The sequence below is a fragment of the Streptomyces litchfieldiae genome, from assembly GCF_031845365.1.
Classification (GTDB): Bacteria; Actinomycetota; Actinomycetes; order Streptomycetales; family Streptomycetaceae; genus Streptomyces; species Streptomyces litchfieldiae.
The window spans coordinates 36702-53193 of record NZ_JAVREL010000002.1; the positions used below are offsets into that span (position 1 = coordinate 36702).

General features: G+C 68.2%; 14 protein-coding genes and 1 pseudogene. 5 read left to right on the top strand and 10 right to left on the bottom strand.

Annotated elements, in window-relative coordinates; genetic code table 11:
* Positions 1–49: 49 nt before the first annotated feature.
* Complete coding sequence (locus RM590_RS03625; RefSeq protein WP_311702882.1) at positions 50–778, bottom strand: 5-formyltetrahydrofolate cyclo-ligase; 729 nt, start codon at positions 776–778, stop codon at positions 50–52.
* A gap of 17 nt (positions 779–795) precedes the next feature.
* Positions 796–2112, bottom strand: coding sequence for a transcriptional regulator (locus tag RM590_RS03630; protein ID WP_311702883.1), 1317 nt, complete (start codon positions 2110–2112; stop codon positions 796–798).
* Positions 2113–2336: 224 nt separating this feature from the next.
* On the opposite strand from RM590_RS03630, the gene RM590_RS03635 reads away from it, so the two are divergent.
* Together RM590_RS03635 and RM590_RS03640 are read left to right on the top strand one after the other, a co-directional pair.
* Positions 2337–2663 carry a hypothetical protein gene (locus tag RM590_RS03635; RefSeq protein ID WP_311702884.1) on the top strand — a complete coding sequence of 109 codons (327 nt, stop codon included), beginning with the start codon at positions 2337–2339 and terminating at the stop codon, positions 2661–2663.
* Between the two features lie 75 nt (positions 2664–2738).
* Entirely contained in the window at positions 2739–3005 is a 267-nt protein-coding gene (locus RM590_RS03640; RefSeq protein WP_311702885.1) for a hypothetical protein, read from the top strand.
* 25 nt (positions 3006–3030) lie between these two features.
* Here RM590_RS03640 and RM590_RS03645 read toward each other — a convergent pair whose 3' ends face one another.
* Both RM590_RS03645 and RM590_RS03650 read right to left on the bottom strand, forming a co-directional pair.
* The gene (locus RM590_RS03645) at positions 3031–4932 is read right to left on the bottom strand and encodes a serine/threonine-protein kinase (protein ID WP_311702886.1); all 1902 of its coding nucleotides are present in this window, start codon (positions 4930–4932) and stop codon (positions 3031–3033) included.
* 171 nt (positions 4933–5103) lie between these two features.
* Positions 5104–5970: an arylamine N-acetyltransferase family protein gene (locus RM590_RS03650; protein WP_311702887.1), complete on the bottom strand. Its 867-nt coding sequence runs from the start codon at positions 5968–5970 to the stop codon at positions 5104–5106.
* A 137-nt stretch (positions 5971–6107) separates the two neighbouring features.
* On the opposite strand from RM590_RS03650, the gene RM590_RS03655 reads away from it, so the two are divergent.
* On the top strand, positions 6108–6410 hold the full coding sequence (locus RM590_RS03655) for a hypothetical protein (protein WP_311702888.1): 303 nt from the start codon (positions 6108–6110) through the stop codon (positions 6408–6410).
* A 24-nt stretch (positions 6411–6434) separates the two neighbouring features.
* Here the strand turns inward: RM590_RS03655 and RM590_RS03660 are convergent.
* Positions 6435–7632 (bottom strand): annotated as a pseudogene (locus tag RM590_RS03660) (RNA-guided endonuclease InsQ/TnpB family protein); the annotation flags it as partial.
* A 179-nt stretch (positions 7633–7811) separates the two neighbouring features.
* On the opposite strand from RM590_RS03660, the gene RM590_RS03665 reads away from it, so the two are divergent.
* On the top strand, positions 7812–7949 hold the full coding sequence (locus RM590_RS03665) for a cellulose binding domain-containing protein (protein ID WP_311702890.1): 138 nt from the start codon (positions 7812–7814) through the stop codon (positions 7947–7949).
* Positions 7950–8009: 60 nt separating this feature from the next.
* Positions 8010–11162 (top strand): NACHT domain-containing protein, encoded by a 3153-nt coding sequence (locus tag RM590_RS03670; RefSeq protein ID WP_311702891.1) that lies wholly within the window; start codon positions 8010–8012, stop codon positions 11160–11162.
* 89 nt (positions 11163–11251) lie between these two features.
* Here the strand turns inward: RM590_RS03670 and RM590_RS03675 are convergent, their stop codons facing one another.
* From RM590_RS03675 to RM590_RS03695, 5 genes are all read right to left on the bottom strand, one after another.
* Positions 11252–13774, bottom strand: coding sequence for an ATP-dependent Clp protease ATP-binding subunit (locus tag RM590_RS03675; protein ID WP_311702892.1), 2523 nt, complete (start codon positions 13772–13774; stop codon positions 11252–11254).
* 620 nt (positions 13775–14394) lie between these two features.
* Positions 14395–14742 carry a histone-like nucleoid-structuring protein Lsr2 gene (locus RM590_RS03680; RefSeq protein WP_311702893.1) on the bottom strand — a complete coding sequence of 116 codons (348 nt, stop codon included), beginning with the start codon at positions 14740–14742 and terminating at the stop codon, positions 14395–14397.
* Positions 14743–14906: 164 nt separating this feature from the next.
* Positions 14907–15425 carry an amino-acid N-acetyltransferase gene (locus RM590_RS03685; protein WP_311702894.1) on the bottom strand — a complete coding sequence of 173 codons (519 nt, stop codon included), beginning with the start codon at positions 15423–15425 and terminating at the stop codon, positions 14907–14909.
* A gap of 9 nt (positions 15426–15434) precedes the next feature.
* Positions 15435–15866 carry a BlaI/MecI/CopY family transcriptional regulator gene (locus RM590_RS03690; protein ID WP_311702895.1) on the bottom strand — a complete coding sequence of 144 codons (432 nt, stop codon included), beginning with the start codon at positions 15864–15866 and terminating at the stop codon, positions 15435–15437.
* 114 nt (positions 15867–15980) lie between these two features.
* Entirely contained in the window at positions 15981–16163 is a 183-nt protein-coding gene (locus tag RM590_RS03695; protein ID WP_311702896.1) for a hypothetical protein, read from the bottom strand.
* Positions 16164–16492 lie beyond the last annotated feature (329 nt).

Here is a 16492-nt window from a genome sequence, read left to right on the forward strand (position 1 = left end):
GGCGAAGTCCCTGACGGTGCATCACCATGTGAGACATCCCCGTGGCGTCTCACCGGTCGCTTGGCTTGCGATTCACCAGGGCGGGAATTGCCGCGATGGAGTCGGGGGCAAGATGTTCCCAGAAAATGCCAGGCGGACGCGGGTGAGGCGGGCACTCGATGGTTTCATCTGGCGTGACAATAAGGTCCACGCGAAAGTCGTGTTCGGACTCCGGCAGCACTTCGTTCACGATTTGGAGGGGGTGCACCGTAGTCGCAATAAGCGTGTGCGGGCCGATGAGTCCAGCCTCTTGCAACAAAGCTACTTCAATATCAGCATATCCGGCCCCTTTCCCCAGTCGCACCCCCTCGGAGTTAACGGCAACACTTCCGCACACGATCAAATCAATGGGCGGCATCTCATTCACGTCTACCGGCTGTGCGACTCTTGCTGCTGCTCGCCGTTCGGCGGCTTCGTTTGGCGGAATGGCGAGCTTTTCAGGGTCCAAGAGATAGAAAGGCTTCTCAGTTGCTAGCTTCGACGAGGCCATGTAAACCAACTTGCCCTCCCGGAGCGCCCAGGCCCGCACTGGAAGCTGAGCTTTATCCGGAACCGCTTTGATGATATTCGCAGCCCGCCAAGCAGGATGCTCAGCGAGGCGAGCAGCAGCGGAATCCGCACCCACGAAGGCAGGAATTCGGCCGGACACGTTCCCGGGCACAGCATGATTGCGCTCCAGCAACGCCCAGACTTCTTCGCGAACGGCGTATTTGGCGCGTTGGATTTGCGCCCTGTCCATCGATACCCCTCTCTGTCTTATGTGGATGCGATGAGGCTCAATAGCCGGTCATTGAGGTTACGCACTGCTGGGACATCCCGCCATGACTGGAGTTCGCGACCCGCCTGGAAGATCAGATTGAGCCCACCACCCCCTCGATGGCGCTCAACGATGTCAATCGCTTCGCCGAGCCTTCCAGCGGCTTCCTCGATCTCGCGCTGCCGAATATGCGTAAGCGCCAAATTCCCCAGAGTGATGGCATGAGATTTTGAGCCCTTGCGCACCTCTTTCACTGCACTCTCCAGAATCACCTGTGCACGAGCGGTGTCATTAAGGGAAAGGAAGCACGAGCCAGCCAATCGGCCGAATTGCCCAGGAGACAGCATTGACGCACCGGCATCGTTGACATCAACTTGACCGAAATGCAACTCAGCGCTGTTCAATGCTTTTTCGCAATCTCGGCGCTGCCGCAACATCGCGTAAGCCTCGGCTGCGTGTAGTACACCTAGGCCAGTGAGAACGCGGCTAGCGCTCTCAACGATATCAACGGTGTGCTGCGCAAGTTCTAGACCGGCGCGTGGATTCTTTTCTCCATACAGAGCAATAAAAGAGGTGCGCAGCAGTGCAAGCCCCTCGGCGACGGGGTCGCGCAATTCACGCGCAGCCTCGGCAGCTTGCGCGAAGTAAGTGCGCGGGGTGCCATGGTCCGTTCTCCCTGAAGCGTCCCACACCAATTGCCCCATTAATATGGAGGCCTCCGCCTGCGCCGCATAGAGATCGCGGCGGACAGCATACGTGGTTGTGTGAGTATGCCAATACGCGAGTTGCCCCAAATGCTGCCCGATCTCGGCGATGAGAGCGGTAGACGGCTCGGTGACATAGCGCGCGTCGAGGATTTGCACTTGTTGCCGGAGTTCAGCCACCGCCAATAGGTCGAGGCTTCCCGCGTTTTCTCGGACATACTGAGCGCGCGCTTGGGCCTCGGGGTCTTCCACAGCCTTGACGCTAGTACGGGCGTTGATGGTTCCGTCAATGCCCTTTGGGGAACCCTCCCATGGCCGTCTCGGCAGCCCGAGCATTTCTCCGGGAATGCCGAAGCCGTCGGCAACGCGTTCGATTACCTCATGTCCGCGAATGCCTCGGACACCCCGGACGATGTCGCTCACGCGGGAGCTCGTCATCTTGCCGATAGCGGCTGCCATGTCCGCGTAGCTGGAACCGGTCCGTCTGTTGACGAGGCGGAAGATCTCCTGAAAGTTCCGGGCGGCACAGGCTTGCTGCATGGCCTCACTTTGAAGCAACGCATTGGGGATCGTCAGCGGATAGCCGCTGCGCTGATTCTCCTGGTCGTCCATGGGTCACCTACATGGGACGGAAGTGATCTCGTCCAAGCGTAGCCCTGCCACGGGAACGGGGTTCCCCAAAGAGGCTTGCAGGGTTCCCCGTTCGCGGTTCTCACAGAGCCTGGCTGCCTCGATGCTCTTGGAGCACGCATAACGCGCCCAACAGCAAGGTGCCCCCGCGACGGGCGAACGTCCGGGGGCGCGGACCACCTGAACACCCAGAGAGGCAGGCAGCCGTGAGCAAGAGTAGCCACGGTCACCCGAACGTGGGGGCGTTGGTCAGAGATGCCGCCACCAACCGCGTGGGCGTCTACATGGGCAAGGCGGGACCCTTCGCCATGCTCCGGCCGGTCAGCGGCGGCAGGGAGTGGCAGGCCCGCCCCGAGGATCTGCGACCGGAGGTGTCCGACCATCCCCGGCCGGCGGACGTTGAACAGCTCCGGGCCGCACACCGGTACCACCTGGAGGAGTGCGGAACGTGCACCCCGGACGAGCCGTGCGACATAGAGCGTGTGCTGAGCCTGGCATGCGAAGAAGCCACGCGCCCGGCCGAGTCCGCCTGACCCGCTGCTGCCGCCGGGGAGCGGCAGCAGAAGAGCACCACTGTCCATCCCTTCCGACACCGGAGTGCCATCGCCATGACGCCTCACCCCGCACGCCGCATAGCCGCCCCGCCCACCGCGCCGGTCCTGGTATCGATCGGGGTCGACGCCCGCACCGTACGGCGCGGAGACCAACTGATGATCGGCGGCCAGGCGTTCACCGTCAGCGACATGACCGCCCTGGGCCCGGGCCGCAAGCGCCTCCGGTTCGCCACCGGGGAGATCCTGACGATGAACGCCACCACCGTGCTGTGGGCCGCCCGCCGCATCGACCCCCGCCTGCGCGGGTGGATGCCACGATGACCACTTGTGCCCCTCCGTGGCGGACTCAGGGCGCCGCGTGGTGTGTCGGGGCCGGGAGGACCCTGAGGGCACTGTAGATCAGCACTGTGCACCCGAGGGCCAAGGACCACGGAGCCGGGGTGGAGAGGTAGACGCTCCCTTCCATGTACCTGTAACTGAACAGGAGCCGCTCCAGGTAGTACACGTAGAAACTGAGCGACAGCGCGAACAGTGCGGTGGTGAGCGCGGTGGTGAGGATGTGCACGCTCCGGGCCCGGTGCTGGACGGGAGGGGCAGCGGCACGGCGCAGTGAGGACACGGCCGCAGCACCGGCACATACGCTGAGCAGTGTGGCCACAGAGGACAACACCGCCGCGTAGGCAATGCCCTGACTCTCGTTGAAAAAGATCCGACCGTAATCGAGCACAACCTCACTGTCCAAGACGTACAGGAACACGGAGAGTGCCAGTGCCGTCACGGTGATCCGGTAGGGGAGAGCACGGTGGAGTGCCGCGGCCGGTACGACAACCGCGGCCGATGGGTGTTTCGGCGCCGGGAACCGGGAAGTGCTGTAGATCAGCGCCGCGCACCCGAGGGCGAGGGACCACGCCGCCGGTCCTCGCACGCCCACGTCGTAGAACGCCCACTCGGCGAACAGCGCGGTGGTGAGCGTGGTGGTGAGAATGTGCGCGTTCCGGGCCCAGCGCGGGACGGGAGCGGAGGGGGCACGGCGCAGCATTGCCAATACCGCGCCACAGGCGCACGCGCTGGACACAGCGACCGCCATGAGCTGCCAGGCGAAATAGCTGGACTTCCAGTGGGTACCGACGTCCATCTCGGCGAGGACCACATACCCGTCCCCAAAGTCCCCGAAGGGTAGGACCAGGGAAAGTACCAGTGCCGCCACGGCGATCCAGAAAGGGAAAGCGCGGTGGCGTGATGCCGAGGGCTGTGCCACCGCGACCGGTGGGGGAAGGGCAACTGGCGGCGGCATCGCGGGGGCGGGCGGGGCGGTGGGAGCCGGCGGAGTGGGCGGGACCGTCGCTGCGGGCGCGGTGACGGTGGCGGGCAGTGCGCCGGCGACAGGAGCGGGCAGCCAGGACACGTTCTCGGGGCCGACTTCAGTGGGCGTGTAGTCGTGATCGGCCGTCGCTGGGGCGAGTTCCTCGATGAGGTCGGCCACTTTCGGGCGCTGGTTGGGGTCTTTGGCCAGGCAGCGGGCGATGATCTCCAGGCCCGGCGACGGTAGTCCGGCGAGGTCCGGTTCCTCGTAGACGATACGGAAGTTGAGCGACTGTGCTGAGCCAGTGCCGAACGGGCCGGTGCCGGTGGCCGCGTACGTCAGCATCGCGCCGAGGGCGAACACGTCGGTGGCCGGTGTGACGGGTTTGCCGACGAGTTGCTCGGGAGCCATGAAGCCGGGGGTGCCCACGATCATCCCGGTGCGGGTGAGCGCGGTGGCCTCGATCGCTACGGAGATCCCGAAGTCGACCACCCTGGGCCCATCAGGGGCGATCAGCACATTGGCGGGCTTGAGGTCCCGGTGGACCAGACCGGCTTCGTGGATTGCCTCCAGCGCCTCGGCGACGCCCGCGCCCAGGGTCCGCACGGAATCCACTGGCCAGGGGCCGTGCGCCGCGACGGCCTTGTCCAGAGCCATGCCAGGAACGTAGGCCGTGGCCAGCCACGGGGGCGATCCCTCGGGGTCGGCGTCGACCACGGCCGCCGTGAAGAAGCCGGTGACCTTTCGGGCCGCTGCCACCTCCCGGACGAACCTGTCGCGGAAGCCAGGGTCTTCTGCCAGGTCAGGCCGCACCACCTTGACCGCCACAAGCCGCCCGCTGGGCGACCGCCCCAAATAGACTCGGCCCATCCCGCCGGCGCCCAGTCGCGCGGTGAGCCGATAACGCCCTATTCGTGGCGGATCAGTTGGCTGCAGCTCATCCACCAGGCTTTCCCCTCCCGCGCGTTCGGACCCGTGTGATTAGACACCACTTCCCGCTACCGCGCAGCCACATGCCCGAGCTGATACCAACACCCCGCTCGCAGGCAAGCCTGCCATGGGAGTTCGCCCCGACCCACACCGTTCCCGTGGGGTGGCGTCCGTCGGAGACCGCCCTCACGCCGACCCCGACGCCGCCCCCTCCCGCGACGCCCGCCACGCGTCGTGCGCACCCCGCACCCGCGCCCACAGCGCGGCCCGCTCATCCGCGTCCGTGTCGGCCAGGGTCAGCCCGAATATGCCGGCCAGCGCCTCGAACCAGTCCCCCGCCGTGGTCAACTCCCGCTCCCGGCGCCCCGCTTCGTCGATCCGCCCGAGCACGCACCCGCGCAGCGTGTCCACCCCCTCCGCGTCCCGGCGCAGCACCGAGGCGATCCGCACGAAGGCCGAGTCCGGCGAGGTGGACAACTCCCGGTGCCGCGCCGCGAAGTCCTCCGGCACGGCCGGCTCCGTCACGGTGAAGTCCATCCCGGCGAACGACCCGCCCGGGTCGTGGTCGAGCCGCCAGCCGCCCGGCTCCACCTCCGAGGGCCGCATCCGGTAGGTGAACGGCGCCTGCCGGTGGCTCGCCACCCGCAGCGGCAGCGGCTCATAGGGCCCGTCCCCGAGCCCGACGTCCACGAGCCACCGCTCGTCCTCGCAGTCCACCGTCAGGGCCAGATGAGTGCCGTCGGCCCCCGGCGGATCCGCCACATCGCCCTGCACCCCGCCCCAGCGCCCGACGACGTCATAGCCCAGCGCCCGCAGCAACGTGCCGAAGGCGCCGTTCAGATGGAAGCAGTAGCCGCCGCGCCCGCGCAGCACCCGGGCCACCGACTCCGCCGGATCCACCGTGGTGGACCGCCCGAGATGGATCTCCAGCGTCTCGTACGGCACCCGCTCGACATGAGCCGCCTGGAGCACACGCAGCGCCGCGACCGTCGGCCGCCCCGGATCAGGGACGCCCAGCCGCCGGAGGTACTCCCGCACATCAGCCTTCCGCATGATCTCCACGCTATCCCCCCCCTACTGACACTCCGCCCAGCGGCTCCCGCGCCGGCCCTTGACAGCCGCCCCGGGGACGCCCACCATCCTCCCGGATCCTATGGGAGCGCTCCCACTGCCCTGAATCGAGGTGCGCAATGAAACACCGTCCCAGAACCGGCTGGGCGAGGAGGCTTGCCGCGGGTCTCCTCGCCGTCCTGCTCGCCTGCGTCGGCGCCCAGCTCTCCGCGGGCACCGCCCACGCCGCGCCCGGCGACGGCCCCTGGTCGACGTCCGGCGGGCAGATCGTCGACGCGGCCGGCGACCCCGTCCGAATGACCGGCATCAACTGGTTCGGCATGGAGACCGACACGTTCGCGCCGCACGGCCTGTGGGCGCGCGGCTACCAGGACATGCTCGACCAGTTGAAACCTCCCCTCCCCGAGGGAGGGGATTCCTAGCTCACGTTGCCTGTGGACCGGCGGTCCGGCAGGTCTTGCACGATCAGCGCTAGCCGGGACAGAGACCAGCCCGGACGAGCATGACGCGGGCGGAGTTCTTGTCCCTGGGACGGGAGACTCCGCACGCGGTGCACGTATAGGTTCGTTCTGAGAGAGGCAGTGCGTGCTTGGTTCTCGCTCCGCAGTCCGCGCACTCCAAGGTGGTGTATGCCGGGTGCACCAAATGCACGGTCCGGCCGTGCTTGCGGCCCATCTCGACCAGGGCGGCCTTCGTCGCCCCGATCGCCGCGTCGGCCGCCTTGCGGGCCATGGTCGACTTCGCGAGGAACTTCGGGCGGAAGTCCTCCACAGCCAGGGCGTCATGGTCGCGGACCACGCGCTTGGCCCACTTGCGGCCGGTGTCCTGCCGCTGCCGTGCCGTCTTCTTGTGGACCTTCGCCGCCTGACGCTTCGCTTCGCGGTAGCCGGCGGATGCCGCCTGGCCACGCTTCGGCTTGCGCCGGGCCATCATCCGCTGGTAACGGGCCAGCTTCTGCGCAGCCGTACTGCCATGCCGGGGGTGGGGAAGGTCGTGAGCGTCGGACGTGGTGGTCGCGGTCTCCCTGACACCCCAGTCGATACCGATCACGGCGCCGGTGGCGGGCAGTTCCCCGCCCACCACGGCCGTCACGAAACTGGCGTACCAGTGTCCGAGGCTGTCGCGGTACACGCGCACACTGGAAGGATGCCCGGGCAGATCACGGGACCACACCACCGTAAGGACGATCCCGCCCGCCAGGTGCAGGCGCCCGTCCTTGAGGCGGAAGCCGCGCCGGGTGTAGTTCAGGCTCAAGGACGCGTCACGCTTCTTCTTCCACCGGGGCATCCCGGCACGCTGCCGCATCGGCAACCCGGCCCTGATGTCCTTCAACGCCTTCGCGCGCGACTTACCGAAGTCCCGGATGACCTGCTGCTGGACAACCGAGGAGCCCGCACGCAGCCACGGCGTGCGTGCGCGGGCCTCCGTCAGCATCCTGTCCAGCTGCGCCGGACCGCACGTCTCCTTCTCACCCGAGGCCCTACAACGGACGTGGACGGCCATGGACTTGGCCACGCACTCGTTCCAGACCCACCTGCACCGGTCCCACTCCGCTTCCAGCGCGCACCGCGCCGCAGACGACAGGCGCACACGATAGGTGTACCGGGCATGCCCGGCACCCTCCGTGACCGCTTCTGTCGCCATAGCCCAGAACCTATCCGGAAGGACTGACAGTTGAGATCTCCTGACCACTGCAGGCTGGCGCACGCCCATGGATGGTGGACGCCGGATCGCCCCGGAGGCGATCCGGCCACCCCTGCCCCGCTCCGCAGGAGTCCGATCCCTCCCCGGCCGGAAGACCGGGACCTCCTCGGAGGAGCCAGGTGACCGCGCAGCCCGTCGACTGGAACGGCACCATCGCGGCCAACAACGGCAGCGTCTCGTTCGGCTTCACCGTCGCGGCAACCTCCCCCGGTCCGCCCACCGCCTTCGCGGTGAACGGCACCGCCTGCGCCGCCTAGCCCGGCGGCTTCCGCCGTCTCCCGCACCCGCCCGGTGCGGGAGACGGCTACCCTCACCCCATGGATGCGGCAGGTCTCGGACTCCGGCTCGCCTCAAGCGCGTTCGCCCCGTTGATCAAGAGGCTCTTCCGCCAGGACGGCCCCGGCGCGGGCCTCGTGGACAAGCCGGTCCGGATATCCGCGCTGGTCTCGTTCCAGGGCGAGAAGCGGACGCTGAACCAGCGCGACCTGACGAAGCTGGCCGAGGCCCTGGTCGAACGGGCCGCGCGCGCCGCCGGACCGCACGACGCGCTGCCCGCCGGCGAACGGGCCCCCGTCGCCGACCTGCTGGCCCGCGCCCTGTGGGCGCTCGGCGAGCTGGACATGGACGACGTCGGGGCCGTCCGGGCGGGCCGCCGGGGCCTCATCAAGGCGCTGTTCGCGGCCCCGGACTTCCCGAGCGAAGCCCTGCGCTCGCTGTCCGCCGACGGGCAGCGGCTCTTCTACACGCTGCTGGACCTGGCCTGTCTGCACATCCTGAACTTCTTCACGCAGCGCTCGACCTATGTCGCCCACACGCTGACCGAGCAGTCCCGCCAGTTGGACCACCTGGTCCGGGTCACCGACCTCCTCATCGAGCGCCTGCCCCACCAGTCGCGCGAGGACGCGGAGTTCGAGGACCGCTACGCCGCCTACCTCCAGCGCGAGCACAGCCGCCTCACCATCTACGGCCTGGACCTGAAGCAGGCCCGGGAATGGCCGCTGGACGACGCCTATCTGAGCCTGGAGGCCCGGGGTCCGGCACGCGGGGGCGAGGCCGGGGAGGAGGCGCCGCCACAGCGCGCGGAACGGGCCCTCAGCGGCCTGCCCCGTGTTCTCCTGCGGGGCCACGCCGGTTCCGGCAAGACGACGCTCGTGCAGTGGCTGGCCGTCGCCGCCGCCCGCCGGGACCCCGGGGAGGGCCTGTCCCACCTCTTCGGCCAGGTCCCGTTCGTCCTCACCATGCGCACCCTCACCCGCGACCGCCGCCCGCTGCCCGACCCCGGGCAGTTCCTGGCGGCGGTGGACTGCCCGCTGGCCGCCGCGCAGCCCGACCGCTGGGTGGACCGGGTGCTGACGGCCCGCCGCGGGCTGCTGCTCGTGGACGGCATCGACGAGGTGCCGGAGGAGGAACGGGAGGCCGTCCGCCGCTGGCTGCGCCGCCTGGACGCCACCTACCCGGGCAACCTGTGGCTGGTCACCGCCCGCCCCTCGGCCGTGCGGGACGACTGGCTGGCCGCCGAGGAGTTCGCCGAGCTGTCCCTGACGCCGATGAACAACGGCGATGTGCACGCGTTCGTCCACCGCTGGCACCGCGCGGCCGGCGCGGCCCCCGGCGACGGCGACACCCTGCTGGACCTCGTCCGGGCCCGGTCCGACCTGGCCGCCCTGGCGACGAACCCGCTCATGTGCGCCCTGATCTGCGCGCTGCACCGGGAGCGCAACGGCTATCTGCCGCGCGGCCGGAAGGCCCTCTACGACGCCGCGCTGTCGCTCCTCCTGGAACGCCGCGACCGGGAGCGCCCCGACCCGCCTCGCGTCGGCGTGGACCTGGACGCCGAGACCCAGATCTCGCTGCTCCAGAAGCTGGCCTACTGGCTGATCACCAACGGCCGCTCCGAGATGACCGCCGAGCTGGCGGAGTCCCTGATCGGCAACGCGCTGCCCGTCATCCACCAGGGCGACCTGCTCGGCCCGGCGTCCGCCGTGGTCCGCCACCTGATCGAGCGCTCCGGCGTGCTGCGCGAACCGGTGGCCGGCGCCGTCGACTTCGTGCACCGGACGTTCCAGGACTACCTCGGCGCCCGGGAGATCGTCGAGTGGCAGCACTTCCCCGCGCTGGTCGAGAAGGCCCACCTCGACCAGTGGGAGGACGTGGTCCGGATGGCCGTCGCACACGCCCAGCCGGTGCAGCGCGGCGAGCTGCTCGGCGCCCTGGTGCGGCGCGGGGACGAGGACGAGGCCCACCGGGTCCGGCTGCACCTGCTGGCCATGGCCTGCCTGGAGCACGCCACGCAGCTCGCCCCGGACGTTCGCGCGGAGGTGGTGGCCCGGGCGCGGGAGCTGATTCCGCCGCGTGTCCAGGACGAATCCCGCGCGCTGGTGGAGATCGGCTCGGTCGTCGTCGATCTGCTGCCCGGCCCCGGGGAGCTGACCGACCTGGAGGCCGCGCAGGTGGTGTACACGGCGGCGCGTATGGGGACGGACGCCGCGCTGACCCGGCTGCGGGCGTTCCGGGACAGCGGTCCCGAGGGCGATATCCGGCATCAGCTCGCGGTCAATTGGAACCGCTTCGACACGGAGCGCTATTTCACCGAAATCATCGCGCGGCTGCCGGTCTACGACTCGCTGCTCCTCTACGTCACCAGCGCGACGGAACTGAGCCTGCTCGCCACGCTGAAGGAGGTGAGGAGCGTCGACCTGCGCGGGAATTTCACCGGTGAGCAGCTCACCGAGGCGCTGGGCCGCCACCCGCTCTCCCGCCTTCACCTCCGGGACTGCGAATCGGTGGGCGACCTCCGATTCCTGCGCGCATTCCCCGGACTGCGCACGCTGGTGCTCGACACCTGCCGGGAGATCACCGATGTGTCCTCGCTCGGGGAGACCGGGGTCACCGAACTGTCCATCTACGACGATCTCGACCCCCGGGAGATCACCGGTTTCTCGTCGCTGCGCGCGCTGGACGAACTCACGCTGGGCGGGGCGCGGCTGCGTTCTCTGGAGCAATTGCCGGGGGAAGCGCCGCTCACCCGACTCACCCTGCCGGTGGAGACTCCCGATCTGACGGGAATCGGTACTTGGCCCGGCCTTACGCGGCTGGCCCTCCACTGGACGCCCCGGGAACTCACCGCGGCCGAATGGGAAGCCATGGCCGCGCTGCCACACCTCACCTCACTGGTGATCGGCGCCCGGGCCCTGCAGAGCCTCACCGAGTCCGGCCTGGCACTGGAACGAGTGGAATACCTTCAGCTCTTTCCGCGCGAACACGGCCTGCCGACGTCCGTCACACAGCTCGAATACATCGCGGGGGGATTTCCGAATCTGACGAGCCTGCTGCTCAACACGGACGCCACCGACTACTCCCCGCTGGACCGGCTTCCGGCGCTGCGCCAGGTCCGGACGTTCACTCCCAGCCTGCGGACGAACGTTCCCCCGCATATCGAATTCGTCGCGCCGCCCGCCCCCCGCTACTGAACGGGCCGGTACACAGGCGAACGCCCCCGCCGGCCCGTTTCCGGGCGGCGGGGGCGTTCACCGCTTATGCGGTCGGGACAGCCGGGCCGTTATTCCTTGGCCAGGTTCGGACCGCCTCCGGCGGCCTGCTCCACCGGCGGGGTGTCCGGCAGCGAGGACTTCTCCTCACCGCGGAAGGTGAAGGACTTGTCCTTCCCCTCGCCCTCGGTGTCCACGACCACGATGTGGCCGGGGCGCAGCTCGCCGAAGAGAATCTTCTCCGACAGCACGTCCTCGATGTCCCGCTGGATGGTCCGGCGCAGCGGCCGGGCGCCGAGCACGGGGTCGTACCCGCGCTTGGCCAGGAGCTGCTTGGCGTCCGTGCTGAGCTCGATCGCCATGTCGCGGTCCTTCAGCCGGTCGTCCACCTGCGCGATCATCAGGTCGACGATCTTGATGATGTCGTCCTGGGTCAGCTGGTGGAAGACCACCGTGTCGTCGACACGGTTCAGGAACTCCGGGCGGAAGTGCTGCTTCAGCTCGTCGTTGACCTTGGCCTTCATGCGCTCGTACCCGGTGGCGACGTCGCCGGCCACCGCGAAGCCCATGTTGAAGCCCTTGGAGATGTCCCGGGTGCCGAGGTTCGTCGTCATGATGATGACGGTGTTCTTGAAGTCCACGACCCGGCCCTGGGAGTCGGTCAGCCGACCGTCCTCCAGGATCTGCAACAGCGAGTTGAAGATGTCCGGGTGGGCCTTCTCGACCTCGTCGAACAGGACGACGGAGAACGGCTTCCGGCGCACCTTCTCGGTGAGCTGGCCGCCCTCCTCGTACCCCACGTATCCGGGCGGGGAACCGAAGAGCCGGGAGACCGTGTGCTTCTCGCCGAACTCCGACATGTCGAGGGAGATCAGCGCGTCCTCGTCACCGAAGAGGAACTCCGCCAGCGTCTTCGACAGCTCCGTCTTACCGACGCCGGACGGGCCGGCGAAGATGAACGAGCCACCGGGCCGCTTCGGGTCCTTCAGGCCCGCCCTGGTGCGGCGAATGGCCTGCGAGAGCGCCTTGATGGCGTCCTCCTGCCCGATGACGCGCTTGTGCAGCTCGTCCTCCATGCGGAGCAGGCGCGAGGACTCCTCCTCGGTCAGCTTGAAGACCGGGATGCCGGTGGAGGCGGCCAGGACCTCGGCGATGAGCTCCTCGTCCACCTCGGCGACGACGTCCATGTCGCCCGACTTCCACTCCTTCTCCCGCTGTGCCTTCGCGGCCAGGAGCTGCTTCTCGTTGTCCCGCAGCGAGGCGGCCTTCTCGAAGTCCTGCGAGTCGATCGCGGACTCCTTCTCCCGGCGCACACCGGCGATCTTCTCGTCGAACTCGCGCAGGTCCGGCGGTGCGGTCATCCGGCGGATGCGCATCCGGGAACCGGCCTCGTCGATGAGGTCGATGGCCTTGTCCGGCAGGAACCGGTCCGAGATGTACCGGTCGGCGAGCTGGGCGGCGGCCACCAGCGCGGAGTCGGTGATGGAGACGCGGTGGTGCGCCTCGTACCGGTCGCGCAGACCCTTGAGGATCTCGATGGTGTGGGGCAGGGACGGCTCGGCGACCTGGATCGGCTGGAAGCGGCGCTCCAGGGCCGCGTCCTTCTCCAGGTACTTCCGGTACTCGTCCAGGGTGGTGGCACCGATGGTCTGGAGCTCGCCGCGGGCCAGCATCGGCTTGAGGATGCTGGCGGCGTCGATCGCGCCCTCGGCGGCGCCCGCCCCGACCAGGGTGTGCAGCTCGTCGATGAACAGGATGATGTCGCCGCGGGTGCGGATCTCCTTGAGCACCTTCTTCAGGCGCTCCTCGAAGTCACCGCGGTACCGGGAGCCGGCGACCAGGGCGCCGAGGTCCAGGGTGTAGAGGTGCTTGTCCTTGAGGGTCTCGGGCACCTCACCCTTGACGATGGCCTGGGCCAGTCCCTCGACGACGGCCGTCTTCCCGACGCCGGGCTCGCCGATGAGAACCGGGTTGTTCTTGGTACGGCGGGAAAGCACCTGCATGACCCGCTCGATTTCCTTCTCGCGCCCGATGACCGGGTCGAGCTTGGATTCGCGGGCGGCCTGGGTGAGATTCCGGCCGAACTGGTCCAGCACCAGGGAGGTCGACGGGGTGCCCTCGGCGGGAGCGCCCGCGGTGGCGGCCTCCTTGCCACCGGAGTAACCGGACAGCAACTGGATGACCTGCTGCCGCACCCGGTTGAGATCGGCGCCCAGCTTCACCAGGACCTGGGCGGCGACGCCCTCGCCCTCGCGGATCAGGCCGAGCAGGATGTGCTCGGTGCCGATGTAGTTGTGGCCGAGCTGGAGGGCCTCGCGGAGCGAGAGCTCCAGCACCTTCTTGGCCCGGGGAGTGAAGGGGATGTGCCCGGACGGAGCCTGCTGGCCCTGCCCGATGATCTCCTCCACCTGCTGGCGGACCGCCTCAAGCGAGATCCCGAGGCTCTCCAGGGCCTTAGCGGCGACACCCTCACCCTCGTGGATCAGGCCCAGGAGGATGTGCTCGGTGCCGATGTAGTTGTGGTTGAGCATCCGGGCTTCTTCCTGAGCCAGGACGACAACCCGCCGCGCGCGGTCGGTGAACCTCTCGAACATCGTTAATCGCTCCTCAGAGCGGTCAGGCAGTAAAGGGGTCGGTCCCCTCCCTGTCCTTCCGCAGCTTAGTCCCGCAACGGGGGACCGCTCATTCCAACTGTCTACTCCTGTCCCCGGCGCCGTGCCCCGAACAGGCGACAACAGTTCCAACCCGATGGTGCGAGACGATGTTCCCGCAGGCCAAGCACTGGCACCCCCGAGCGGCTACGCCCATGGCGAACGCCCCTGGCAGACACACCCGGCCCCATTGTCACCGCCCCCCATCCATGAGTGACCCATCTTCCGTCAGGAACTGCCTACCCCTCCAGGCTGACACTCCATGCCGTACCAGCCAGGGACATCCGCTACAGGCGAACGCGATCACGCTGTGCGGCCATGGCCCGACAGCGCGTAGACAGTGCGTAACTCTTCCGTACGGAGACGGATAGCTCACGGCATGACACTCGTGATTCCCCGTCCGCGGCCGGACACACCTCGGGGGATCACCCCAAGGGGGCGACCCCCCGGACAGGGACGCGAACCGTGGCCGCGCCCGGCTCGCCGGATCGCATCCGGCCGGTGGGCGCCACCGCGACGCGGTGCCCGCGGACCCGGCCGGCCCGTGGCACCAGGTCGCGACTTCAGACGCCTGCCTTCTCATAGGCCTCGCGGATGTTGGCGGGAACACGGCCCCGGTCATTGACCTCGTAGCCGTTCTCCTTGGCCCAGGCGCGGATCTTCGCGGTGTCCTGGCTGCTGGCGCCACCACCGGCGGCGGCCGCGGCCCGCGCCCGGCCCCGGGCGGCCCGGGCCCCACCGGCGCGGCGGCCGGCCTTCACATAGGGCTCCAGGGCGTTGCGGAGCTTGTCCGCGTTTTCGGAGTTGAGGTCGATCTCGTAAGTCTTCCCGTCGAGCGCGAACGTTACCGTCTCGTCCGCCTGGCCACCGCTGAGGTCATCGAGGAGAAGGACCTGAACCTTCTGTGCCACCGGGCTACTCCTCATTCATAGTCGCCGAATACCAATGACTGTTGTACTGCGGATGTAATCAAACCGCCATTGCTGGGAAAACACAAACCCCGGGCGCCCCATTACAGTGCAGTCAATAAGACACGGTGGGACGTTTCGGACATAAGCACCACCTATCGCGCCAATCAGAGATGCAGCAGCATCCGACTGTTACCCAAAGTGTTGGGCTTCACCCGTTCCAGCCCCAGGAACTCCGCTACTCCCTCGTCATAGGAACGCAGCAGCTCGCTGTAGACATCCCCATCGACCGGGGTGTCGCCGATCTCGCGGAAGCCGTGCCGGGCGAAGAACTCAACTTCGAAGGTCAGACAGAAAATTCGCTGGACACCTAGCCAGCGCGCGGTCTGGAGCAACTTCTCCAGCACCCGATGCCCTACTCCCTGCCCCTTCAGCAGCGGATCCACGGCAAGCGTGCGGACCTCCGCGAGGTCTTCCCACATCACATGCAGCGCACCACAGGCGACCACCTCGGCGTCATGGTCGCGCTCGGCCACCCAGAACTCCTGAATGTCCTCGTAAAGCGTCACCGTCGCCTTGTCGAGCAGGAAGCCGTCCCGTGAGTAGACATCGATGAGTCGACGCACCGCACGGACATCTGTAGTCCTGGCGCGGCGGACAGTAACTTCAGTTGAGGTATCCGGCACAAGCGGAGGCTATCGCTGCGAGCCTTCGCCTTCCGCTTCGGGGGCGACGACTTCCCCTTCGGGGGCGGCCACCTGTACGCCGGCCACATCCACCACACGCAGCGCGTCGCGCAATGCCTCGGTCTGCTCGGCCGACATCATCCCGAAGAAAGCGACGAGCGCCGCCGCGGCGTTGTCACTCTCGGACCAAGCGTCATTCATCAATGCCGCCGAGTACGCAGCGCGAGTGGAGATCGCCTCATAGCGATAGGCCCGCCCCTCCTGCTCACGGCGGACCCAGCCCTTCTGATGCAGGTTGTCCAGGACAGTCATGACCGTCGTATAGGCGATCGAACGCTCCCGCCGCAGATCTTCGAGAACTTCCCGCACGGTGACGGGACGGTTCCACTCCCATACACGGCTCATCACCGCGTCTTCCAGTTCTCCCAATGGCCGAGGCACAGAAGGAAGAATAGCCGCGCACCGACAAAACGGACGACTGTGACGTTGGGGGCGTGCGCGAACGGACCGGGCCGGAACGGACTGGAAGCGGGCCGGGCGGACGGCCGCGGGGGATCAGGCCGAGCGGTCGGCGGTCCCGTCGGCGTCCGCCGCGGCACGGGCGGCCAGCGCCGCGTCGACGGCGGCGTCCTCCTTGTACTTGTTCGCGCCACCCTGGGTCCTGATGATCGTCACGATCAGCCAGGTGAAGCCAGCGGCCATCACGAAGGGCGGGAAAAGCGCGGCGAGGTAGTCCACGGCGATCGGCCTCCTTGAACGAGCTCGGAGTGAGCCGCCCCCAGACTACCGACCACCCTGGGGCGAGCTCTCGCCGCTCCTCTCGCCGCTTCCGCCGCCCTGCGTCCCCCCGGCGGCCTCCCCGCCCTCCTCCCGCCCGCCGCCGCCCGACTGCGGAGGCGGCGGCACGGGGCGCTTGCGGTGCGGGGGGAACACCTCCGCCGGGGTCGGCACCGGGCGGGGCCGAGCGGGCCGGCGCTGCTCCTGCTCGGCGTTCTCGTCCCCGTCACCGCCTGGGGTGGGGGAACCCTGGGAACCGTTCGACGTAGCCATAAACCGACATTAAGTGG

What these genes read in the sequence shown, in the direction of transcription:
- RM590_RS03625 (WP_311702882.1), bottom strand. Translation starts at nt 778, where the DNA reads ATGGACAGGGCGCAAATCCAACGCGCCAAATACGCCGTTCGCGAAGAA.
- RM590_RS03630 (WP_311702883.1), bottom strand. Translation starts at nt 2,112, where the DNA reads ATGGACGACCAGGAGAATCAGCGCAGCGGCTATCCGCTGACGATCCCC.
- RM590_RS03640 (WP_311702885.1), top strand. Translation starts at nt 2,739, where the DNA reads ATGACGCCTCACCCCGCACGCCGCATAGCCGCCCCGCCCACCGCGCCG.
- RM590_RS03650 (WP_311702887.1), bottom strand. Translation starts at nt 5,970, where the DNA reads ATGCGGAAGGCTGATGTGCGGGAGTACCTCCGGCGGCTGGGCGTCCCT.
- RM590_RS03655 (WP_311702888.1), top strand. Translation starts at nt 6,108, where the DNA reads ATGAAACACCGTCCCAGAACCGGCTGGGCGAGGAGGCTTGCCGCGGGT.
- RM590_RS03670 (WP_311702891.1), top strand. Translation starts at nt 8,010, where the DNA reads ATGGATGCGGCAGGTCTCGGACTCCGGCTCGCCTCAAGCGCGTTCGCC.
- RM590_RS03675 (WP_311702892.1), bottom strand. Translation starts at nt 13,774, where the DNA reads ATGTTCGAGAGGTTCACCGACCGCGCGCGGCGGGTTGTCGTCCTGGCT.